Source organism: Streptomyces sp. NPDC053432, assembly GCF_055585365.1.
Genome location: NZ_JBVJKF010000011.1, coordinates 1 through 22,462, shown reverse-complemented (window position 1 = coordinate 22,462; position 22,462 = coordinate 1). Strand labels below are relative to the sequence as shown.

Below are 22,462 nucleotides of genomic sequence, written 5' to 3'. Positions count from 1 at the left end.
TCCTCTGGTCGGGCGGACGGCTCTACACACCGGGGAACGCAGTCGTCCGTCGGCCCGGTTCGGGATCACCGCACCGTCTGGGTGGCCTCGTCATCGGCGTTGTTCATGTTCTCCACCGTCTGGTTTCCGGCCTCCACCACGGAACCGAGCCGTTTGCGCACGTACGCGATGGCCTTGGTGAGGGATTCGGTGGGGGTGTCCACCTGGCCGTGATAGGCCTTGCCGATTTCGTCCTGGCCGGCCGACTCCTTGTTGATCCGGTTGATCTCCACGATGTACCGGCCCAGGTCGGCCAGGCAGCGTTCGTACTCCTCGTAGTTGGCGAACTTGTTCTTGAGGTCGCTCAGCACCCGGAGGTCGTCAGCCATTGAATTCCTCCTGCTTTCCGGTGGGGATGCGGCTCTGGGACTCGGCGGCGAACTCCTCCTGCTTCTTGTCAGGGAGTTCCGCGTCCTTGCGGGCGGTGGCCTCGTCCTCGGCCGCGAACTCCTCCTGCCTGGCGGCCCGCAGTGCCTCCTGCGCCTGCTCCAGGCCGTAGGAGGAGCCCATCGAGCGGAGCGGCTCCATCAGCTCCTCCAGGTCGGTGGGCATGCCGCCCATACCGGTGATCGTGCGCAGATGGTCGCCGAAGTTGTCGAAGCCCTTGATCCGATCGATGACCTGCGTACCCATCTCGGCACGCGCGTCATTGAGCACCGTGACGATGGCGGAGGCGAGTTCGGCCGGTGCCATCCCGAGGTAGCCCTTGGTGTGGAAGGTCATCGAGACCACCTGGCCCTGGGGGCCGACGGTGGCCGAGATCATGCGGTCCTTGGAGGTGACGGTGGCCGTCGCCGCATCCAGTTCCTGTTTGGCGGCGAGCATCTTCTCGCGCTGTTCGTGCAGGGCCGTCATCGCGTCCTTGATCCGGCTCTCGAAGTCGATGTTCACGGTTCACCTCTCTGAAGGCGGGCTGGGGGGCGGGGGGGTGAGCGGTTTCGGGTTCAGCGTCCGATGACGCCGCTGACCGAGCCGGCGCCGGTGCCCCACGTCTCCTCGTCCTCGGTGAGCCACGTGGTGCGCTGGCGGTCCTTGTTCTGGCCCGGACCGCCGGCGCCCGCGCCCATGCCGGGGCTCATCGGCGGCATCATCGGGGACTGCGCAGGCGTCTGGCCTTCGATGGCGGCCCGCTGTTCCAGGGCGGCGGCGTTGGCCGCCTTCGCGGCGGGACTGTTCTCCACGCTCGCCCCCGCCGCGGTCGCGCGCTCGCCCAGCAGGGCCATGCCGCCACGGGTCTCGGTGGTGCCCTGCAGCGGGGTGCCCCCGCCGGAGGGCAGACCGTCCGCGCCGGGGATCCGGATGCCGCCGGCGCCGCCGCCCGTCCCCGGGCCGGACAGGGACAGGCCGCCGGTCTGCGTGTTGAGCCTGGGGACCGGGCGCGAGCTGATCGCGTGTTCGGCGTTCGTCAGCAGCTGGTTCGTGCGGCTGATCTGCTTTCCGTCGGCATCGACGACGATGCCGTCCTTGACGGTGGCTCCCTTGGGCAGTGCGTAGGGATTGCCGTTGGAGTCCAGCAGCGGCTTGCCGGTGGCGTCGACCACCGTGCCGTTCTCCAGGATCTTGGCTCCCTCGGGAAGCCTGATCTGGTCGTAGGATCCGCCGGGAATGCCGCCGTTGCCGGGCAGCGGGTCGCGCTGGGGCTGACCCACCGTGCCTCCGGGCGGGGCGATGACCGGCTTGCCGTCCGAGCCGCGGACCAGGTTGCCCTTGGGGTCGTAGACCCGGCCGTCCTTGCCGATCCGGGAGCCCGGCGGCAGCATGACCGGCTTTCCGTCGGGGCCGAGGACCGGCTTGCCGTTCTTGTCGAGGAGCGGCGCGCCGCCGCCCGGGCCCGTTCCGATCCCGCCGCTGCCGCCCCCGGGGAACGTGGTGCCCGGGCCGCCGCGGCCGGGGATGTCGACCGGCGGCTTGACGTTCGGACCGTTCTTGCCGCCCTTGTTCAGGTCGGGGATGCCCTTCGAGCCGCCGGTGCCGCCCGAACCGTTCTTCTTCAGGTCGTTGAGGGGGTTGTTGGTGTTACCGGAGCCCGGTCCCGTGTTCGGGCCGCCGGTACCGCCCCCGGGCATCGTGATGTTCGGCTGGTACACGCCCTCGTTCAGGGCGGCCGCGAGCTTGAGGTAGGCGGTGTCCAGCGGTGGCATGGTGGTGCTCGCCGCCGTGTCGAGTTCGGCCAGTCCGTCGATCCAGCGCTTCTTCGCGACCTCTTCGACCCCGTTGATCCAGTTCGCGTTGCCGACGTTGGAGCCGCTCGAGTCGAAGACCCCCTCGAAGTTCTCGGCGACGCTGACGTATTCGCCCTGGGCGTAGTAGGACCAGCTCGACCGGATCTCGGCCTTGGCCATGACCTCGGAGAAGACGTTGTACAACTGCTGGAACCCATTGGCGTGCGGTGCGGTCCGCCAGGTGTTGAAGGCCTTGTACATGGCCATGGTGGAGGTCTGGAGCTGTTCCTTGGTCGTCTTGATCAGCACGGCGTAGTCGGTGGGCGCCGTCAGGTCGAGCCTGACCTTGCTCATCTCGAGGTTGATGACGTTGAGGAACTTCTTGAACGCGCCGGCCGCGCTGCCCTTCCAGTCGTCCGACGAGGAGCCGACCGACTCCGCCCAGCCGTTGATGACGGGCTGCCATTCGTCGAACCAGCGGATCACTCCCGTGATCTGGTCCGCCGCGTGGTCGAACGACCAGGCGCTGGTGACCTCGTTCTTGTAGGGGGAGGCCACCAGGGGGGTCAGGTTGTGTTCGGTGTCCCGGAACCAGAGGTTGTATTTGGACGTCGTGTTGTCGAACACGTTCGCCCAGTCGATGTTGAAGCCCACGACGTACCAGGACGGTTCCGCGACCGGGCCGCCGCTGCTGTCCGTCAACGTGACGTAGCCGGTCCAGTAGATGTCGAAGGTCTTGCTCCAGTCCGTGTACTTCGGCAGAGCGGCCTGGACCCGGAAGCTCTTCTCGACGATCCACCGTGCGGATCCGGGGCCGGCCACCGCACTCCGGTCGGTCAGCGACCCCGTGTCATTGAGGAATACCTTGAGGGATTCTTCCCAGTTCTTGTTCACCGGCACAGTGCTCGGAACTCCTGTCGGGATCGCGGGAAGCCGTCGGCTACTTGGAAGGCGGGGGCGGAGCGGAGTTCCCGGAACCCTGGGACTTGGAGCCCTGCTGGATCGAGTTGATGATCTCCCACATCTCACTGACGCTGATGGATTCGTCGTCGGCGTCGTCGAGGATCACCTTGATGCTCTTGAGCGTGAGGAACCCGCTGTCGGCCGTGCCGCGGAACACACCGAGGGCGCTGACGACCTGCGCGCAGAGCGCCTTGAAGGCGACCTGCACCTGGCCGGCGCTCGGCAGCTGCTTGGTGTTGCCGGGCAGCAGAAGACCGTCGTCCCCGGAGGAGGTCCCCTGCGACCACTGCGTCAGGGACAGCAGGGCCGGGTCCTCCTGGAAGTCCTTCAGCAGGGACTCGAACTTGGTCGCGAAGTCCAGCAGGACCTGTTCGGTGATCTTGAACGAATCGCCGTCCCCGGGCTTGTCGTCCGGGTTGTCCTCGGGCGGCGTGGTCGGCACGGTGGAACTCCTGTCCTGGAACGGGCCGTTCGGTATTCGGCAGAGGGAACGCGGGCGGCGCCGGGTGCGGTTCGCCCGGATGTGCGAGGACCCGGCCCGCGGGGTGACCGCCGTGGACCGGGTCCGGGGACCGGGGTCAGCGGGCCTGGAACATGTAGGCGCTCTTGCGGTCGCCGTTGCGGATGACGTCGTGCGCGTTGGCCAGCAGGTCGGCTCCCTGCCGGAACTGGTCGGACAGCCCCTGGTCGAGCATGTTGACGGAACGCTTGAACTCCTCGAATTCCTTGGCGGCCTCACCGGTGAATTCGGTCTTGACGGAGTCGAGCCGCTGGACGATCGCATCGAGGGCGTCGGTCATCTTCTGCGCCACGGCGCGCATTTGATCGTTCGCGGCCTGGAGGTCGGCGTGCTTGATGTCCATTTCCATGATCTGGGAATCCTTACGTGATGAGGGCAGGGAGGCGCGTGCCGGGCGCGCGGGTGGGGGTGCCGGGCCTACTTGCTGAGGAGGTCGTAGACGTCGCCGGTCCAGAGGTCCATGTTGGCCTCGGCCTCGCCCGCGGTGTCCTCCATCACCTTGCTGGTGTAGCCGACGGAGGCGACCAGGTCCTTGTACTCGGCCATGACCGAGCGGTAGCCGCGCTGCCAGTTCTCGATCTTGGCGACGAAGGCCCGGCCGGCGTTCGAGACCATGCTCGTGGACACCCGGCCGGCGATGTCCTCGGACTCGGTGTAGGACCGCTCCATGGTCTGGAGGTGGGTCTCGAGCTCGTTGAGGACCTTGGTGAGCGCCTCGGACGATACCCTCAGGTTCTCGTTCACCTGATCTCCTTGTTCGGATCGTGTGCGGTTCGGGGTTACGGGATCGGGGGTGTGGGGCTTGGGGGGCCCGCACGTGGAACGGCCGCCGCTCCGGGGCCGGTTCGCCCCCGGCACGGCCGAGCGGTCAGCCGCCCGCGCCACCCGTCCGACAGGGCTGTCCGGCGGGCGGCGCGGACGGTTCGACCAGGCTCGCCGAGGCCAGCGCGGCCGGGTCCAGACTCGGCCCGGTCGGCAGCAGCGACAGCAGCGCCGAGGGCATCCCCGCCGCCGGGGCGCCGCCGTATCCGAGGGCCTTCACCGCCTCCGGGGTGGGGACGGGGTACTTCACACCGTTGTCGGACACCAGGTACGTCGTCCCGGGCGCGCCCGCCCCGGACAGCCCGCGTACCAGTGCCCCGGCGCCCGGCCGTACGGACACCCGGTCGGCGGTGCCGCAGCCGGCCACCACGCCCGGCTGGGGGGCGGGCGGCAGGCCCGTCACCACCGCCGCGGCGGCCAGCGCGACCAGGGTGCGCGGTCCGCCGGCAGCGGGCTCCACCCCCGCGCAGGCCGCCTGGCCCGCTGTCGGAGCCACCAGAAGCGGCGGCGCCACGGGCAGCCCTGCGTCCCGCAGGGTCCCGGCCGGTGCGGGATGGTCGGCCAGGTCGGCCGCGCCCACCGCCTCGGCGGTGGCGGGCGCCCCGGAGTACGCCTCGCGCTGGGTGCGGGGGTCACCGCGCAGCAACTCGAACACGGTCCGGCTGGTCCGCGCGAACCCCTGCTGGGTCAGGACGTACGACTCCCCGGCGGGCCCGGTGAACAACTGGCCGACCCGGGTCTGCCGCCCGCCCAGCGCGGGACCGGCGCTGCCCCGCCCGGGAACCTCCGGCGGCGACAGACCCGGGCCCTCGGGCAGGGAGTTCAGGAAGGGCGAGGAGACCGGGTAGGGAGTGACGGAGGCGTAACCGAGCGCCGTCCCGGCCCCGTTGGCGGTGTCGAGCCGCAGCCGCTTCCCCTGCCACAGTACGTGTTGGACGCCGTCGGGAGTCGTCACCAGCAGGCCCTGCTCCGCAGACAGTGCCTGGCCCGCCGTGCCGGACCCGACGGCCACGGAGAGCGCCGGGACCGCCCCGCCGTCGGCCGCGCGGCTGACCAGTCCGCAGACCAGCCAGGCCCCGCCGTCCAGTGCGGACTTGGCCGGCAGCCCGTCCGGCGCCCCCACGATGCCGACCGGGCCGCCGCGCGGCGCCGCGCCCAGTGAGGCGAGGCCGACCTGCGCCACGGTCATCTTCTCCCCGGCGACCAGGCGGGCACTGGCCTGGTTGAGCACGGGCCGCAGCTGTCCGCCGATGAACAGGTACCGGGCGCCGCTCTCCTTCACCACGACCAGCGTGCCGGGCTTGGCCCAGGCAGCCGAGCCGCCGGGCTTGACCGCCCCGTAGAGCCCGATCACCAGGGCGATCGCCAGAGTGATGAACACACTGGTGCGAACGCCGCGGGTGGTACGCCGCGTCGGCAGGTCCGGCGCGTCGGGCTCGCCCCGCAGCATGCCGGCCCCGAGTCTGCTCATGACGAACAGGTGGGCCTGCACCTGGTCGCGCCTGGACTGCATGGGAACTCCTCCGGAGAAATGGTCCTGTCATGGCCGCGGACCGGCCGCCACGGTTTCAGCGGCCGGTCAGCCGCTGAGCCCGCGCACCCAGCCGAAGACCCCCGCCACGGTCAGCGCGAGAGGCAGCAGGCTCAGCGCCAGCGCGCTGTGCAGCAGGTCGCCGGCCCGCCCCCAGTACGGCAGCGTCCGCCGGCCCGGGAGAGTCCACGAGGCGATCGCGAGGGCCGCGGCGGTGGCCGACAGAACGGCCAGCAGCCCCAGCCGGCCGGGGCCGCCGAGCACCGCGGCCCACTGAGCGGTGAGCAGGCCCAGGCCGTAGAAGCCCGGCAGGATCAGGGCCAGCCGCTGCCACAAGGAGCCCACCTCACGGGCGTGCAGGACGAGCAGCAGGGACAGGACGGCCATCGTCGCCGTCGCGGCCCACCCCGGTGCCCGGACCACCAGCGTCAGGCACCCGGCGCACAGCGCGCCGCTCACCACGTGGAACGCGGTCAGGTATCCGTCGGCCACGACGGTGCGGTCCAGCACCTCCTGCGCGGGGAGCGGCTCGATGTCGTCCTGCAGTTCCTCCGCGGTACGCGGCAGGGCGGGCAGCCTCAGTCCGGACAGTCGGAAGGCGAAGCCGGGCAGGAACGCCCCGAAGGCCACCACCAGCACGGCGACCAGCGCCGCCGTCTGCGCCGCGGTGAGACCCGCCAGCGTGAGGGCGCCGGACACCGCCCCCGCCACCGCCGTGATCAGCAGCCCGAGGAAGAGCGGCGCCGAGCAGGCCACCGCGGCCAGCGCCATGACCGCCCCGGCCGCCGCCGCCGAACTCCCCGCGAGCAGCCGCGCGGCCGTCGGGTCGCCGCTGCCCGTCGGCAGCAGTGCCCCGGCCAGCGCCAGGTAGGGCACCGCCGCCGCCCCGAGCGCGGTACCGGCTCCGGCGTCGCCCACCGCCCGCGAGGCGGCGGCCGCCCCCAGCAGCAGCAGTCCGCCGGTCGCGGCCGCCGCGACCGGCCGAAGCGGCCCGATGCCGCCGGACAGGGCCAGCAGGGCGAGACCGCCCGCGAGCGCCGCCATCGCCAGCCCCAGGGCCACGTGGTGGGTGAGCGCGGGGCGCCAGGAGTCGCCGCGCTGCTCCAGGCCCACCGCGATGCCGTCGACGAGGTCGTCGAAGTGCACCGGCGGGAAGGCTTCCCGGCGCAGCCGGAGGAACAGCCGCTCACCGTCCCGCAGCCCGAGGGCCTCCGCCGACTTCTCGGGGTCCAGGGGCTCCTCACCGAGGCGCTGGAGCAGCCAGCCGCCGGCCTCGACGGCCTCTTCGTCGAGGTTGTCCCCGGCGTAGCCGAGGACCGTCGGCAACAGGTCCGCGAGGGGCAGGTCGTCCGGGACGGAGAGCTCGACCACCCTCTCCGGCCCGTGGAATCTCAATCGGCACAGTCCCGCGACCGCGCTTCCGCTCATGTGCCCGCGTGTCCTTCCCGCTGCTCGTCCCCGGGCCGCAACGCCCCCGGCGGCCATGGGAACGCGCGGAGCCCGGCTGCGGGTTCGTCCGGCCGGGCCCGAACCGGTCCCCGCGAGGCCCGCGTTCACTCCTGGGCAGGGAGACCGCCGCACAGGTTCGGCGGGCGCGGCGTGGAGGAGTTTCGTTGAGCGTGGTGCAAGTCAACCGCCCACCACGGCGGCCGGGCCCGGAGATGCCCGACGGCGAGATCCAGCTGCAGGAGCCGCCTGTACTGCCCGAGAAGCAGACCGGCCTGGGAAGCATCATCACGATGGTCCCGATGGCGCTGTCGTCGCTGTCGATGGTGTTCATCTTCCTGCGGCCCAACGGCGGCCTCATGACCTACATCGCCATGGGGACCATGGCGGTCTCCGCGATCGGCATGGTCGTCACCCAGATCATCCGGGGCAGCGCCGACCGCAAGGAGGAGCTCACCGCCGAGCGCCGCGACTACCTGCGCTACCTCGGCCAGATGCGGCGCCAGGTACGCAAGGACATCCGGAGCCAGCAGGAGGCCCTGGCCTGGCGCAACCCGCACCCGGACGAGCTGGTGTCGCTGGTGCGGACCTCACGCCTGTGGGAGCGACGCGCCTCCCACCCCGACTTCAGCGACGTCCGGATCGCGACCGGGGCCCAGCGGCTGGCCGTGCGCCTCGCCCCCCTCGCCACCAAGCCGGTGGAGGACCTCGAACCGCTCGGCGCGCACGCCCTGCGGCGCTTCATCCACGCCTACGCTCAGGTCGCCGACCAGCCCGTCGCCATCCACCTGCGAGGCTTCGCCCACGTCCTGATCCGCGCCGGTGCCCCGGCCGCCGGTGACGGTACGCCCACCGCGCGTGCGGGTGCCGCGCGTACAGTCACCGCGCACACCGCCACGACGGCCCCGGCCGCCCCCTCGGCCGCCCCCTCGGCCATCCAGGGGACCGCCCCGGACGCGGCGGTCGGCGAATCGGACGAGACGGTCCGCGCACTGGCCCGAGCCGTCCTCGCCCAGCTCGCCACCCTCCACGCGCCCGACGAACTGCGCATCGCGGTCGTGGCCGCCCCCGACCGCCGGCCTCAATGGGAGTGGACGAAGTGGCTCCCACACGCCCTCCACCCGAGCGAGAGCGACGGTGCCGGGCCCCTGCGCCTGGTCGCCGGCAGCATCGGCGAGCTGGAACAACTGCTCGGAGACGAGTTCGGTGCCCGGCCGCCCTACGAACCGGACGCCGTCCCGAGCCGCGAAGAGCCGTACACCGTCATCGTGCTGGACGGCGCCTCGTTCGCCGCCCCGCACCGGGCCGCCCTCGGCGGCTACCGCAACGCCACCGTGATCGACCTCGCGTCCGCCCTGGACTGGAAGCACAACCGGCTCACGCTGCGGCTGCGCATCACCGGTGCCCCGGACGGCCACGGCAGCAGCACTCTCGAAATGGTGGGCGCAGACCGCAACCGCAAGGACGAGATCACCGCCCTCGGTGTCCCCGACGGCCTGTCCGCCGCCGCGGCCACCCGGCTCGCCGCCCTCATGGCCCCCTACCGGCTCGGCGACAGCGTCGATGCGAGCGAACCGCTGTCCGGCGACTTCGACCTGACGACCCTGCTCGGCATCCACGACCTCTACGGCTTCGACGTCACACAGCAGTGGGAGCTGCGCCACCAGTCGAACAAGCTGAGGGTTCCGCTCGGCATCGGCCCCGACGGCACCCCCATCGACCTCGACATCAAGGAATCGGCCCAGGGCGGCATGGGCCCGCACGGCATGCTCATCGGCGCCACCGGCTCCGGCAAGTCCGAGCTGCTGCGCACCCTGGTGCTCGCCCTCGCCCTCACCCATTCCTCGGAGATCCTCAACTTCGTCCTCGTCGACTTCAAGGGCGGAGCCACCTTCCTCGGCCTGGACCGCCTGCCCCACACGTCCGCCGTCATCACCAACCTGGCCGACGAGGCCGACCTGGTGGAACGCATGCGCGACGCTCTGCACGGCGAGATGATCCGCCGTCAGGAACTGCTGCGCGCCGCGGGGAACCACGCCTCCCTCCTGGAGTACGAGACCGCCCGCGCCGGCGGCGCTCCGCTCCACCCGCTGCCCACGCTCTTCGTGGTGGTCGACGAATTCTCCGAACTGCTGGCCGCACACCGCGACTTCATGGACCTCTTCGTCATGATCGGCCGCCTCGGCCGCTCGCTCGGAGTCCACCTCCTGCTCGCCTCCCAACGCCTCGACGAAGGACGGGTCCACCAGCTCGAATCCCACCTGTCCTACCGCATCGGCCTGCGCACCTTCTCCGCGATGGAATCCCGCGGCGTCCTCGGGGTCCCCGACGCCTACCAGCTGCCCTCCCAGCCCGGAAACGGCTACCTGCGCAGCGACATCTCCACCCTCACCCGCTTCAAGGCCGCCTACGTGTCCGGAACCTACCGGCCGAAGCGGCGGCCCACCGCCCAGCGCGCCGTGATCGACGGCCAGGTCACGGCCTTCGGCACCGCGTACGTGGCCCCGCCCCAGCTTCCGCCCGCCGCGGCCGGCCCGTCCCCCGAGGAGGAACGCGAACCGGAGGCGGAGGAGACCCGTTCGCTCCTCAACATCGCCGCCGAACGCCTCACGGACGCCGGCCCGGCCGCCTACCAGGTGTGGCTCCCGCCCCTGGACGTGCCGCCGACGCTGGACGAACTGCTGCCGCCCCTCGCACCCCACCCCGACCACGGCTTCGCGGCCGACGGCGAAGCCCGCGGATCCCTCAAGGTCCCGGTGGGCGTCGTGGACCGCCCCTTCCAGCAGGTACGCGATCTGCTCGTGGCGGACCTGGGCGGCGCCGACGGGCACATCGGCATCGCCGGCGCCCCGCAGTCGGGCAAGTCCACGCTGATCCGCACCCTGATCACGGCCCTCGCCCTCACCCACACCCCGGCCGAAGTGCAGTTCTACTGCCTGGACTTCGGCGGCGGCACGCTCTCCGGGCTGCGCGGCCTGCCGCACGTCGGCGGCATCACCGGACGGCACGACCCCGACCGCGTCAACCGGACCATCGCCGAGGTCAACTCGGTCGTCACCCGCCGGGAGAAATACTTCGCCGACCGCGGCATCGACTCGGTCGCCGCGTTCCGCCGCATGAAGGCGGCGGGCGAGCTGCCCGAGGACCCGTACGGAGACGTGTTCCTGGTGATCGACGGCTGGAACACCCTGCGCCAGGAGTTCATGGACCTCGTCCAGCCGCTCACTCTGCTCTCCCAGCGCGGCCTCAACTACGGTGTCCACCTGCTCGTCGGCACCACACGCTGGGGCGAGATCACCGGCGCACTGCGCGACCAGCTCCAGACCCGCTTCGAGCTGCGCCTCGGCGACCCGGTCGACTCCGTCATCAAGATGCGCGCGGCGGCCAAGGTGCCCAGGACACCGGGGCGGGGCCTGACGGCGGACGAGATGCACTTCCTGTGCGCACTGCCCCGGATGGACGGCATGGGCACGGCGCACGACCTGGGCGAAGGCATAGCCGACCTGGTCGACGCGGTCGCCGACCACTGGACGGGCCCGCGGGCCCCCGAGGTCCGCATGCTGCCCTCGGTGCTGGACGCGGCCGAACTGCCCGAACCGCACGGCTCCCTGCGGATCGCGCTCGGCCTGGAAGAACACGACGTCCAGCCGCTGTGGCACGACTTCTCCCAGGACCCGCACCTCATCGTCGTCGGCGACAGCGAATCCGGGAAGACCAACCTGCTCAGACACGTGACCGCGCAGATCATGCGCGCCTACACGCCCGACCGGGCCCGCTTCATGCTGGTGGACTTCCGGCGCGAGATGTACGAGACGGTGCCCGAGGAATACCGCCTCGGCTACGCGGTGTCCGCCGACCCGGCCCGGAAGATGATCACGGGCGCGGCGAACGCCCTGGCCAACCGGCTGCCGTCCGCCGACATCACTCCGGACCGGCTCAGACTGCGCGACTGGTGGAGCGGACCCGAGCTGTTCCTGATCGTCGACGACTACGACCTGATCGGCAGCTCGATGTCGGCACACCCGTTCGCCGCGGTCATCGACCACCTCGCCCAGGGCGCGGAGATCGGCCTGCACGTCATCGTCGCCCGATCGGCGAACGGAGCCGGGCGCGGACTGTCCGACCCGCTCCTGCGCAAGCTCCAGGACGTCAACACCCCCGCCGTGCTGCTGTCCTGCCCGCCGACGGAGGGCTATCTCTTCGGCGGTACGAAGCCGAAGGTGCTGCCGGCCGGGCGGGCGCTGCACATCACGCGGCGCCGTACGGTCCAGCTGCAGACCCCCCTGCTCGGCCCCGACGGCCCGCACCCGCAGAACGGAACCGCCGGATGACCGCCCGGGCCGCCGGATCGACGCTGTGGTCCGTGGGGCCGCACCTGGTCATCGCTCCCGAGGAGGCGGACTCCAGGCTGTCGGCCGCCCTGAGCCGGCTGGACCGCCTCCCGGACGCACTGCTCGTGCTGGCCGCCGCACCCGACGCGGCACCGGTGCTGCGCCGTGAGCTGGCCGACCTCGTCGTGCTCGCCGCCGAACGCGGCGCGGCGCGGCTGATCGTGGCCGCGTCCGGCCTCGCCGCGGCCGGTGCGGACGGCCGGCGCCCGGTCGACGGGATCGCCGAGGCCGCCCGCTTCCCCGTGATCGCCCCCGACGGCGTGGTCACCATCGAGCCGGACGGTTCCGTAGGGGTCGGCGCGCCGGGCGGCTGGTGGCTGGCCGAACCGGGCCGGGCACCCGCCCGGCCGCTGGGACCGGCCTGGCCACCCGCGCCGCCGGAGGCCTGCCCGGCCGGGGGGCCGGCACCGGTTGAGGCATCGGCTCGGCCCCCCGCCCCCGACAGCGGCCCCCGCACGGGCATCGGCACGGACCCGGTCTCGGTCGCGGACGTGTTGTCGGGCAAGGAGAGCCGACGGCCGCCGCGTACACCGTCCCGGGGTGCGGGCGGCGCCGGTCCGGCGTACCGGCGGGTGCCCGGCGGGATCTGGTGGGGGGAGGTGCCGGCGGGAGTCGAGGCGCTGATCGGCGGCAGGTCCGACGAGCTCCTCGTCGGTGTGGGCTCACCGCGACGCCCGGGGCTCCCCACCGCCGAACTGCTGGACCTCGTACGGCTGGAACCCGTGCGAGAGGCCGCCGCGGCGGGGAACCATCTCCTGCTCACGGCCCCTTGGGCCGACCCGGACGAACTCATCGGCATGGCCGTCGCGCTGGCCGTCCGGCTCGACCGGGACGTCCGCGCCGCCAACGGTCTGCCGGTGCGCACGCCCGACGGCTGTGCCACCGCCTTCCTCGACGAGCGGGGCGCGGCCACGTGGCGGCCCCTGCTCGTCGAACTCACCGCCGTGCCCGGCCACCGCCGCGTGGTTCCCTCGGCCTGGCTGAGCCTGCCCGGACTGCAGACGCTCGCTCCTGCCGTGCACGAGGCCGGGATCGAGGACTGGGTGCTGGAGGCCGTGCCGGCCGGCCTGTGGCTGCGCCCGGTGGGGCGTCCGGCTCATCCCTGGCCGAGGATGCTGCGCCGGGAGCCGGCGCGGCCCGTCCTCGCGGTGGGGGAGCGGGACCGGAAGATCGACCGGCGGGTGTGGGAGGCACTGCCCGGAGTACTGGCCGCCCTTCCCGACGTGGGCGCGGCCTCTCCGTACGGGCTGCTGGCCCGGGGGGAGCCGGCCGACGAGGCGGCTGCCCGCGCCTTCGCCTCGGCGTACGGCCTGGACTGGCTGGGACCGGCCTTCCCCGCTCCCCGGCCGGAGCCGGCCGCACCGGCGCCGGCCCTTCCGGGACGGGTCATCCCGGCGTCCGCCCCTCCAGCCCCCGGCACGCGCGACGATGCCGCGGCCACCGCGGCTCCCCGCACGCCCAACAGCCCGGAACCCGGCCCGGCAGCCCGTCCCACACCGGAGCGGCCGGCGGCGCGCGACCTGCCCGAGGAATCCGGTACCGCCCCCGGCCCGCAGGCCCAGGCCGCCCCGCCCGCGCCCGCCGGGTCCGCGCAGACCGGTGCCGGCCAGGTCACCTCCGGCCCGGTCGCCTCCGCCCCGGCGGCCACGGAGCCGCAAGGACCCAGCCGGCCCGAGGACCGCGCCGCTCTCCGGCAGCTGCTCGGCGATCGCTACCACGTGCTGGCGAGCAGGACCGAACTGCTCACCTCCCGGCTGCCCTCGCTGCGCTCCACCCCGCACGACGATCTCAAGCCGGACATGGTCGCCATCTCGCTCTACCAGGCCGACGTCTGCGAACCGGCCTCCCGGGCCGACCTGGTTCGGGCCGCCCGGGCCGCCGGGCCGGGGCCGTACACCCCGCTGCTCCGCTGCCTCGGCTCGGGCCTGCGCCGCCTGCCCGGGCACTACGGAGCCGTCATGCTGGCCGCCCCGGCCGAAGTGGTGCCGCTGGACCGCTACATGCCCGGCTCCCTGCTCGTCGAGCCGGGCCCGGTGGCCGCTGTGCCGGCGTGCGACGCCGAACTGGAGGGCACCGTCGAGTTCGGCATCTGGTCCACCGCCGGCCGCCGCATGTCCGTCTTCGCCGGTTCCGACGCCGAGCCCGAGGTGGTCTTCCCGCCGGGCACCGCGTTCTCGGTCCTCGCGCTCCGGGCACCCGCGGACGACGAGGGGCCGATCCGGGTGCTGCTCCGCGAACTCTCGCCCGCCGAGGCCCGGTCGGCGGGGCACCGTCCTCGGGACGAACAGGCGCGGACGCGCCTGGCCGGGTGGTTCGAGCGCCGGGACATGCTCGCGCCCGCCGACCGGCGCCCGCTGCCGAACGCCGCCCGTTTCCATCTGGCGCCGGGAGCCGCGCTCCGCTGAGACCCACCGGCCCGAACCGGCCTCCGCCCCGGCCGCGTTCCTTCTGGCACAGGCAGCGGCACCAGCGGGCCGGGCCTGCGGAAACCGGCGCTTGCGCCCGCCGCTACTACGGTGTTCGGGAGAGAGAATGACCAAGACGTTGGACATGCCGGAGGCGGACGCGGAGGCAGGGCCCGACGCGGACGCAGTGACAGCGGCGGAGGCCGTGGTGAGGAGTGACGCGGCGCTCCTGGAAGACGATCTGGCCGAGTTCCTCACCCTGTTGACCGGTACCGGGGCACACCCGGCCCGGGGCCCGGGAGCGTCCGTCTTCGAGGCCGCGTTGCGGCGCTCCCTGTACGCACCCGTCGGGGACGCCGTCGGATCCAGGGTGGGGCAGGAAGCCCTGCCTCCCGCGGGCACCGGGACGCCCGGCGGAGGCGGAGCGGCCCCACTGCGCCCCTCGATGGTCTACTGGGCCTTCCGCAACTACCGGGGCTTCCCCGACCGGGCGGGCGGCGAGCCGTCCCCGGAGGACCTGCCGGCCGTCCGCCGCGCCGCCGTCGCGGTACGCGTCCTGCTCAAGGCGGCCGTCGCGCTCGACGACATCCAGGACGACAGCGGCATCCGCTACGGGGAAGCCGCACTCCACGTCACCCACGGCGTGCCCCTCGCCCTCAACACCGGCACCTGGCTGATCACGGCCGCGCTGCGGCACGCGGCCGATCCCGCCGTCGTGGACAGCCTCGTACGGGCGGTCGGACTGGGCCTGAGCGGCCAGGCGGCGGACCTGTCCACGCGCTCGGCGCGAACCCGGGCCGAGCTCATGGCGGCCTCCCGCGCGGACCGCGTGCGGTTCTGGGAATCGATGGCGTCCCGCAAGACCGGAACACTGTTCCGGATGCCCCTCGACGCGGCCCTGGCGGCGCTGGACGTCGTCGAAGGCGAACGGCGGACCCTGGACCGCGCCATGCGCGGACTCGGACTGGCCAGCCAGCTGTTCAACGACCTCACCGACATCGTGCCGGAGCTCGGCGGCGCCAACACCCACGAGGACTTCGACGGTCTGGGCAATCGCGTCTTCCTCGAACTGCTCGACTCCGCACCGGCCGCGTGGGCGGATGCGCTCTCCGGAGAACCGGCCGGCGCACGGGCGGGTGAGCGGCTGAAGTCGTTCGTCCTGGGCCACCCGGGACTGGAGGAAACCCTCCTGCGTCTCGCGGCCGAGGCGGTCGAACTGAAACGCGCGGCGAAGGAAGCCGTGCACAGCGTGTGCCGCTCCGACCTCAGCGCCGCGTACTTCGACGTCACGATCGAACGCAAGGGGCACCTCATCGACCGCCTGTACCGGACGATCCGCATGCGACGTGCCGCATGACGGCCACGACGGTGGAACGCCTGCGGTCGAGCACCCGCGGCCGCCACGACGACCTGGAGACCACCGGTTTCGCTGCCGCGATGACCACCGGAACCCTCCCGATCGACCGGTACGCCGCACAGCTCGGCGCCCTCCACGTGGTACTGGAAGCGCTCGAGGACGAACTGTCCCGCGCCACCGACCCGTACGTCGGCGCGGTGTGGACGGCGGACCTGGCCAAACTTCCCCACATCGAGCGCGACCTGGCGTACTTCGCAGAAGCGGGCCGGGTGCCGGCACCCCTGGCGGGCGCGGAGGCGGAAGCCTTCGCACGGGAGATCCGCCACGCCGCCGCGGCGGACCCCCAGGCCCTGCTCGGCCACCTGTACGTCCTGGAGGGCTCCACCCTCGGAGGCCTGGTCCTGCGCCGCTGCGTGGCCGAGGCCCACGGGCTGCGGACCGGCGACGGCCTTGCGTACTACAGCAGCGGGGACCGCGCCCGCTGGGCGCGCTTCACCGACCGGCTGAACCGGATCACCGCGGAACCCGGCCCACAGGCCCGCGTCATCAGCGGAGCCCAGCGGGCGTACCGCCACACGGCCGCCATCCACCGGGCCCTCTCGCAGGGCCTGCCCGCCGGGCCCGTACCGGCTGCGGGGCCGGCGGGCGGCGGATCCGTACACGGCCCGCCCGGCGACCCGTACGGCCACGGTCCGGCCCGCCGCCGAGAGCAGCCCGGTTCCACTCGCCGGCAGTTGACTGCCGGTCATGTCGGGGCCCCGGCCCCTGTGTGGCGGCGCCGACGACCGGCCGACGGCCTGCCGACCGCGCACGAGCCCGTGGTGCGGCGGAGCGCGGACACCCGCCGCACCACAGGCCTCGGCCGAATCGCGGAGTCAGATCCGGTGCCAGGAGCCCCAGCTGCCGCTGGTGCTGCGGATGCGCTCCCAGTCGTTGTAGCCGGCGCCGTCGGACGCCTTCGAGTTGTCCCGGACACGGACCGCGAAGGTGTCGCCGGGACGGGCGACGAGCCACGGAGCCTGGGTGGACTGGCCGCCCAGGCTGGTCCAGGAGCTCAGGCTGCCGTCCCGGTCGGTCCAGCGGGTCCACACGCTGTGATCGGTGCCGGTGACGAAGATTTCCCTGGTGCTGTCGGCGAAGCGGTACGACGTCTTTCCGGTCCCGTAGACGCCGCCGCAGTAGAACTGGCCGCCGAAGGTCGAGTCCGTGCACACGCCCTCCTGCATCGGCACGCCGTCTGCGGCGCCCGCCGACGGCGGGACGGAGAACAGTCCCGCGGCGGCCAGTGCCACAGCGGCGAGGAGGGTGGATCGTCTGGTCCTGTCCATGTTCATCGTCTTCCCTGGCTGGTGCGTACGCGGACCGGTGATGCGGTGTTCGGCCACTGCCCGGGCCCGATGCGGGCAGAGTCTCGCAGAGTTGTACGCGGGAGCCCGCGATCCGGGTTCGCGGGCGACACCTGAGGGCCTGCGCGAAGGCGCAACGTCACCCGCACGGGCAGACCCGGCCGGCACCTGCCCGCAGACGCGGGTGATCACCGGCCGGAGCGGCACGGTTCCGGACGGACGTCACATGCCCGAGTCGTACCAGCCGGTCCAAGTGCCGTCGTGCAGGCGTTCGTTCACCTTCACCTCGCCGGCGCTGTTGTGATAGGCGATCGAGAACGTCCAGGGATCGTTGTCGTTCTGGTCGATGACACGGCCGAATTCACCGATGTACACCTTGCTCACACACTCCCAGCCGCCCATGGACAGCCACTTGCTCCACGATCCACTGGTGTTGGTCCAGCGCGTCCACACCTTGTGGTCGGTACCGATGACGAACACCTGCTTGGTGCCGTCGGGGAAGTTCCGCGTGGAGATCCCGTACTCGCAGATGTACACACCACCGCCTCCCGTGGTGCAGTTGCTCTCGGCCTGGGCCGGAGGGGCGGCCACGGCCAGGCCCGCGACGGCGGCAGCCGTGAGCAGCACGCTCTTGATCTTCTTGAACTTCACGACGGTTCTCCTTGCGGTGGTGGGGCAGTGGCGTGAGCGGCGGTCTTCACGGCCGGGCGCGCGACGGCGGCTACCGCGAGCAGCGCCGTCCGGATCCTGGCGGTCGTTGTCCTCGTCACGGATGCCATGCTGTGCGGCTCCGCCAACGATCCGCCAACGACCGGCCAACTCGGGGCCTCCAGGCGCCGCAAGGTGTGCCGAAAGAGGTGTGCCGAAAAGGTGTGCCTGTCGGGCCGAAGGGACGGTGCCGGAACGGTGCGGCCGCCTACCAGCCCACGGGGAGCCGGGACACGCCTCGGATCAGCGGTCCGGGCTTCCACCCCAGAGGGCCGCCGCCCTCCTCTTCGGCGAGGCCGGGGAACCGTTCCAGCAGAGCGCGGATCGCGATCCTGCCTTCCAGGCGGGCCAGCGGTGCGCCCAGGCAGAAGTGGATGCCGTGCCCGAAGGCGAGGTGTCCTTGCGGGGTGCGGCGGATGTCGAAGGTGTCGGGTTCGGGGAAGCGGACCGGATCGCGGTCCGCGCCGGCCAGGCAGACAAGGACCGCGGAACCGGGCGGGATGCTGACACCGCCGAGTTCCACTCCGTCGGGGGCCCAGCGGAAGGAGGCGTTCTCCAGGGGGCCCTCATAGCGGAGCATCTCTTCGACGGCGTCGTCGAGGAGGCCGTCGAAGTCGGCGCGCAGTGCGGCGAGCTGGTCGGGATGGGCGAGCAGGGCCCGTACGCCGTTGGAGATCAGATGGACGGTGGTCTCGTGGCCGGCCACCAACAACAGGAAGGCCATACCGATCAGCTCGTGGGTGGACAGCCGGTCGCCGTCCTCGTCGTGCGTCCGGATGAGGTCGCTGAGCAGGTCCTCTCCGGGGTCCTCGGCCTTCGCGGCGATCAACTCGGCGAGGTAGGCGCTGAGTTCCTGCAGGGCGCGGGTCTCGTCGCCGAGCGCGGCGGGCGCCACGATCGTGTTGGAGAGGGTCCGGAAGCGTTCCTGGTCGATGTGCGGTACGCCCAGCAGCTCGCAGATGACCGTCATGGGCAGCGGGAACGCGAAGTCCTCGATCAGGTCGGCCGTCCGCCCGGGGCGGGCGGCCATGGCGTCGAGCAGGTCGTCGGTGATGCGCTGGATGCGGGGGCGCAGGGATTCGACGCGGCGGGCCGTGAAGGCGCGCGAGACGAGCCGGCGCAGCCGGGTGTGGTGCGGAGGGTCGCTCTCGAGCATGTTGGCGTTCGCGTCGGTGGTGCCCAGGTGGGCGTAGAGCCCGGAAGCCGCCACGTTCTTCGACAGCGCCGGATGGGCCAGGGCCTGGCGCGCCTCTTCGTAGCCGACGACCAGCCAGGCCCCGTCGCCCTCGCCGGTGACGATGTGGTGGACGGGTCCGGCCTCGCGCAATTTCGCGTAGTGCGGGTAGGGATTCGAGGTGAATTCCCCATTGGGGTCCCGGAAATCAAGAAGGGTGGTCATTCTCGAAGTGTAGGGCGGAAGGAATGGTTCCGTGCAATTGCGATTCGGTAATTCTGATGGGCTGGATTTCGATCCTGACGGCATGTTGGCGCGGTGAACTCACCACGGACGCGGGTCGATCCGCATCGGCGTCATGCTCCTCGTCGCACGAATTAAAGTCCTGGGCCGAGCTCCCTCCGGTTCCCGTCGCGTTCAATTGCGACAGCGGTATTCATCGGCGCGCGGGTACCGCAGCCGCGGCGCGTCCTTCGGTCGTCCGCACGTCTGCCGGGGTAACGGACCGGGCGCCACGCAGGGTTCATCCCAGCGGCGCGTGCGGCCACGGGCGGGCCTTCCCCACCGCGCCGGCCGTCGGGTGCTCGCGTGCGGTCCGCGCGGCCCTTGGGGCTGCTGCGCGAGCCGGCCTTGCAGCCGTTCCGGACCGGCAGCAACAGGCCGTACCAGTAGCCGACGCCGAGCGGTCCGCGGGCGGTGAAGGTGATGTCCAGCAGCTGGGCCCCGTTGTCCTCGGGCAGCTCGGCGCGCTGTCATCCGCGGCCGTTCCAGTGCGGTGCGACGGGTGGACGCGGCGAGCCGGGCGTGAACGCGCATCCGGCGGCCCAGGTGCCGTGGCCCGGGTGGCCGCGTACCCGACCGCCACCAGATCCCCCGCGGGACGTCCAGGCCCGCACCGAGCTGTGCGAGCCCTGGACGAGCTCGCGTCGGGCAACGCGGTCGCAGCCGTGCGGCTGCTGACCGGCCAGATGCTGGTGCGGACCGGCCTCCCCACCGACCTGCCGGCCCGTCACTTCGCGGCTTTCGCACGCAACGAGAAACTGGACGGCCGGCGGCCCGTGGCCGCCTGGTACCTGGTCGTGCTCGCCGGCCACCGCGACGAGGGCGCCGAGCTGCTCGCCGGGCTCGTCGACGACACCGCCCTGACGTTCGAGAACCGTTTGCGGGCGGCCGGCCGGCTGGGGCGTACCTCCCTCCTCAACCGCGGCCCCGGCCACGGTCCTGGCCGACTGGGGCGACGAGCACGGCGCCGAGCTCCTGACCATGACCAAGGACGCCGGCCTGAGCGTCCGCCGCCGCGCGAGGGCGGCCTTCGGCCTGGCCCGGCTCGACGACGAACGCGTGGCCGGACCGCTGTCGGCCATGGCCGTGTACGACGATCCCGAGGACGACATCCACGGTGCGGTACTGGCGGTCCGTGCCCTCGCTCCAGCTGTCCCGGCACCGCGGAGAGGGCGCCCGAGCCCCGGTCAGGTTCGCCGAGGACCCCGATGCCTGGGACAGGTCCGCCCGCCTAACCGCCACCGAATCCCTGGTCGCGTCGCCCTGGACGGCACCCCGAAGAAGGTCCGGCCCTGCTCAACCGCCTCGCCAGAGCGGAGACCACCACGCACTACGCCGTCACGGCGCCCGCGCGCCGCGAGCCCCGAAGGCCTCAGGAATCGCTGTCGACACCGGTGACCGCCGGAGGCCCCAGGGGCACGTCCTTCTCCGTCAGGCCCAGCTCTTCGAGGGTCCCGGCCAGCAGGCGGACGGCGTCGTCCTCAGCCGTGGCCCGGTCCGCGGCCTCGACCTCGAGCCGGACGGAGAAGGCGCCGCCCTCGTGGACCGTAAGCAGTTTCACGTCCTCGGTCTCGCTCAGATCGGTGTGGTGCGAAGCCAGCCGCGTGGCCAGCTCGGAGCGTGCCGCGTCGTCGACGTCCGTCAGGAACGTGCCGGGCACGGTGATGACGTAGGTGGTCACTTGCTTTCTCCTGTTCGCAGGCAGGGATGAGTTGCGCGCATGCCCCTGGTTCCGTGGGCCGAACCCTTCGAGCACGCCAGAGCAGGCCCTAAAAGGGTCAGGAGCTCGGTATGTGCGGCGGCATGAGCGACGGGGAACGCCGGTTCCGGCGGGAGGGGCGGCCGGTGCTGCGGGGGAAGGATGTCGCCCGGCGTGGTGCGGCGGGAGCACGGGGCCGTCACCGTCGACGTCACCATGCGTGGAAGGGTACGCGGTCGGAGAACGCGGCTCCGGGTGACGCGCCGTCACGCGGCAGCGTCGCCCGCCACTTGGCGGGCGACGCTGATGTTGCGGCTGGACGGGCGAGAGCGAGGGCTGCGGGACGCACCCGGGCGCGCGACCCGCGGGCGATGTCACCCCGCGGACGTCAGCGTCTGCGGCCCCATCCACGGGCAGGTCGCGTGCCCCCTATCCCCGCTACGTGCAGTGCGAGGGCGGCGAGGCCGATCAGCATGAAGTTGGTCGAGCTCAGGATTTCGTTGGTGGCGATACCGGCGGCGTTGATGAGGAACGCGATGAAGAACATGACTGCGGCGGCAATGCCCAGCATGGACTGGCTCCTTTCGATCGGTGACGTCCGTGTACCCCGTCCCGGCCGGGCCATGAGCAAACCGGTGCCCCGCCTCTCTGCAGGTTGCCGGCCGCCTCCGGAGCGCGCCCTGCAGTCCGCCGGCCGTGATCCGGGGGCACCCGGGCCGTGCGGCTGGATCCGGTGAGGGGGGCGTGTCCAATCATTCGTCCCACACCGAAATGATGGTGCATTCTGGAGCCATGGACCACGTACTTGGTGTCGGACAGGCGGATTCCCAGGCCCCGGCCGCGCGGCTGGCCTCTCTGGCCGCTGCCCTGGCCGACGAGACCCGGGCCGCGATCTGCATGACGTTGCTGGAGGGGCGCGCCTGGACCGCGGGCGAGCTGGCCCGGGCCACCGGTGTCGCCCCCTCCACTGTGAGCGGGCACCTGACCAGGCTCCTGGACGCGGGGATCTGCGTGACGGAGCGGCAGGGGCGGCACAGCTTCGTGCGTATCGCCGATGCCGCCACGGCCCGGCTGGTCGACGAACTGGCCTCCTACGCCGTCCCGGGCCGGGACGCGCCGCACGCGGTGCCGGTGGTGGCCGCGCCCGACCCGCTGGCGCGGGCCCGCACCTGCTACGACCACTTCGCGGGGCGGCTCGGCATGGCGGTGACGGACGCGATGGGAAGTCGGGGCCTGCTGCGCACGGAGGGCGTGTTCGAACTGACCGACGCCGGCAGGGAGTGGTGCCGCCGCGCGGGCGTCGACCTGACGGGCGCGGGCCGCAGGCCGCTGGCGAGCTCCTGCCTGGACTGGACCGAGCGCCGCCGCCACCTGGGCGGCCTGGTCGGGGCACGCCTGTGCGCCCGGGCCCTGGCGGAGGAGTGGGTGGTGCGCCCGGAAGGAGGAGGTCGGGGCCTGCTGGTGACGGAGGCGGGGGAGGAGACGTTCGGTGAACTGCTCGGACTCACGCCGCGAGCGTGGAGCTAGGGGGTGTTGCGAAAGTCCCGCACGGCGCCCACGGCGCCCGGCACGCACTCTCGCCGCACCGGCCGAAGCCCCGAGTACGCCCAGTACGAG

17 protein-coding genes and 1 pseudogene are annotated in these 22,462 nt (G+C 72.4%); 5 read left to right on the top strand and 13 right to left on the bottom strand.

Annotated features, from left to right (window positions below):
- Positions 1 to 65: 65 nt before the first annotated feature.
- The 8 genes from ACZ6Y1_RS19405 to eccD all read right to left on the bottom strand — a co-directional run bounded on the left by ACZ6Y1_RS19405 (position 66) and on the right by eccD (position 7,465).
- Positions 66 to 368 carry a hypothetical protein gene (locus ACZ6Y1_RS19405; protein WP_469630775.1) on the bottom strand — a complete coding sequence of 101 codons (303 nt, stop codon included), beginning with the start codon at positions 366 to 368 and terminating at the stop codon, positions 66 to 68.
- A complete protein-coding gene (locus tag ACZ6Y1_RS19400; RefSeq protein ID WP_469630772.1) occupies positions 361 to 930 on the bottom strand; it encodes a YbaB/EbfC family nucleoid-associated protein in 570 nt (189 codons plus the stop codon). Before ACZ6Y1_RS19400 ends, ACZ6Y1_RS19405 begins: the two co-directional genes overlap by 8 nt.
- A gap of 53 nt (positions 931 to 983) precedes the next feature.
- Entirely contained in the window at positions 984 to 3,101 is a 2,118-nt protein-coding gene (locus ACZ6Y1_RS19395) for a hypothetical protein (protein ID WP_469630769.1), read from the bottom strand.
- Positions 3,102 to 3,141: 40 nt separating this feature from the next.
- Entirely contained in the window at positions 3,142 to 3,606 is a 465-nt protein-coding gene (locus tag ACZ6Y1_RS19390) for a hypothetical protein (protein ID WP_469630766.1), read from the bottom strand.
- Positions 3,607 to 3,742: 136 nt separating this feature from the next.
- The gene (locus ACZ6Y1_RS19385; RefSeq protein ID WP_469630763.1) at positions 3,743 to 4,033 is read right to left on the bottom strand and encodes a WXG100 family type VII secretion target; all 291 of its coding nucleotides are present in this window, start codon (positions 4,031 to 4,033) and stop codon (positions 3,743 to 3,745) included.
- 68 nt (positions 4,034 to 4,101) lie between these two features.
- Positions 4,102 to 4,428, bottom strand: a complete 327-nt coding sequence (locus ACZ6Y1_RS19380) for a hypothetical protein (protein WP_469630759.1) — start codon at positions 4,426 to 4,428, stop codon at positions 4,102 to 4,104.
- 124 nt (positions 4,429 to 4,552) lie between these two features.
- Positions 4,553 to 6,019, bottom strand: coding sequence for a type VII secretion protein EccB (gene eccB / locus ACZ6Y1_RS19375; RefSeq protein ID WP_469630756.1), 1,467 nt, complete (start codon positions 6,017 to 6,019; stop codon positions 4,553 to 4,555).
- Between the two features lie 66 nt (positions 6,020 to 6,085).
- Positions 6,086 to 7,465, bottom strand: coding sequence for a type VII secretion integral membrane protein EccD (gene eccD, locus ACZ6Y1_RS19370; protein ID WP_469630752.1), 1,380 nt, complete (start codon positions 7,463 to 7,465; stop codon positions 6,086 to 6,088).
- 233 nt (positions 7,466 to 7,698) lie between these two features.
- On the opposite strand from eccD, the gene eccCa reads away from it, so the two are divergent.
- The 4 genes and pseudogenes from eccCa to ACZ6Y1_RS19350 all read left to right on the top strand — a co-directional run.
- Positions 7,699 to 11,814 carry a type VII secretion protein EccCa gene (gene eccCa, locus ACZ6Y1_RS19365; RefSeq protein ID WP_469631439.1) on the top strand — a complete coding sequence of 1,372 codons (4,116 nt, stop codon included), beginning with the start codon at positions 7,699 to 7,701 and terminating at the stop codon, positions 11,812 to 11,814.
- On the top strand, positions 11,811 to 14,279 hold the full coding sequence (locus ACZ6Y1_RS19360; RefSeq protein WP_469630748.1) for a hypothetical protein: 2,469 nt from the start codon (positions 11,811 to 11,813) through the stop codon (positions 14,277 to 14,279). The genes eccCa and ACZ6Y1_RS19360 overlap by 4 nt, the downstream gene beginning before the upstream one ends.
- A gap of 127 nt (positions 14,280 to 14,406) precedes the next feature.
- The gene (locus ACZ6Y1_RS19355; protein WP_469630745.1) at positions 14,407 to 15,636 is read left to right on the top strand and encodes a polyprenyl synthetase family protein; all 1,230 of its coding nucleotides are present in this window, start codon (positions 14,407 to 14,409) and stop codon (positions 15,634 to 15,636) included.
- Positions 15,633 to 16,199: pseudogene (locus tag ACZ6Y1_RS19350) on the top strand (biliverdin-producing heme oxygenase); the annotation flags it as partial. The gene ACZ6Y1_RS19355 and the pseudogene ACZ6Y1_RS19350, both read left to right, overlap by 4 nt.
- 312 nt (positions 16,200 to 16,511) lie before the next feature.
- Here the strand turns inward: ACZ6Y1_RS19350 and ACZ6Y1_RS19345 are convergent.
- The 5 genes from ACZ6Y1_RS19345 to ACZ6Y1_RS19325 all read right to left on the bottom strand — a co-directional run bounded on the left by ACZ6Y1_RS19345 (position 16,512) and on the right by ACZ6Y1_RS19325 (position 21,416).
- A complete protein-coding gene (locus ACZ6Y1_RS19345; protein WP_469630742.1) occupies positions 16,512 to 16,964 on the bottom strand; it encodes a DUF8189 domain-containing protein in 453 nt (150 codons plus the stop codon).
- Positions 16,965 to 17,204: 240 nt separating this feature from the next.
- Positions 17,205 to 17,633 (bottom strand): hypothetical protein, encoded by a 429-nt coding sequence (locus tag ACZ6Y1_RS19340; RefSeq protein ID WP_469630737.1) that lies wholly within the window; start codon positions 17,631 to 17,633, stop codon positions 17,205 to 17,207.
- 265 nt (positions 17,634 to 17,898) lie between these two features.
- Positions 17,899 to 19,089 carry a cytochrome P450 family protein gene (locus tag ACZ6Y1_RS19335; RefSeq protein WP_469630733.1) on the bottom strand — a complete coding sequence of 397 codons (1,191 nt, stop codon included), beginning with the start codon at positions 19,087 to 19,089 and terminating at the stop codon, positions 17,899 to 17,901.
- A gap of 1,429 nt (positions 19,090 to 20,518) precedes the next feature.
- Positions 20,519 to 20,827 (bottom strand): hypothetical protein, encoded by a 309-nt coding sequence (locus ACZ6Y1_RS19330; protein WP_469630730.1) that lies wholly within the window; start codon positions 20,825 to 20,827, stop codon positions 20,519 to 20,521.
- A gap of 406 nt (positions 20,828 to 21,233) precedes the next feature.
- Entirely contained in the window at positions 21,234 to 21,416 is a 183-nt protein-coding gene (locus ACZ6Y1_RS19325; protein WP_469630726.1) for a hypothetical protein, read from the bottom strand.
- A 221-nt stretch (positions 21,417 to 21,637) separates the two neighbouring features.
- Between ACZ6Y1_RS19325 and ACZ6Y1_RS19320 the strand changes: the two genes are divergently transcribed.
- Positions 21,638 to 22,372, top strand: coding sequence for an ArsR/SmtB family transcription factor (locus tag ACZ6Y1_RS19320; protein ID WP_469630723.1), 735 nt, complete (start codon positions 21,638 to 21,640; stop codon positions 22,370 to 22,372).
- The last annotated feature ends 90 nt before the right edge of the window (positions 22,373 to 22,462 follow it).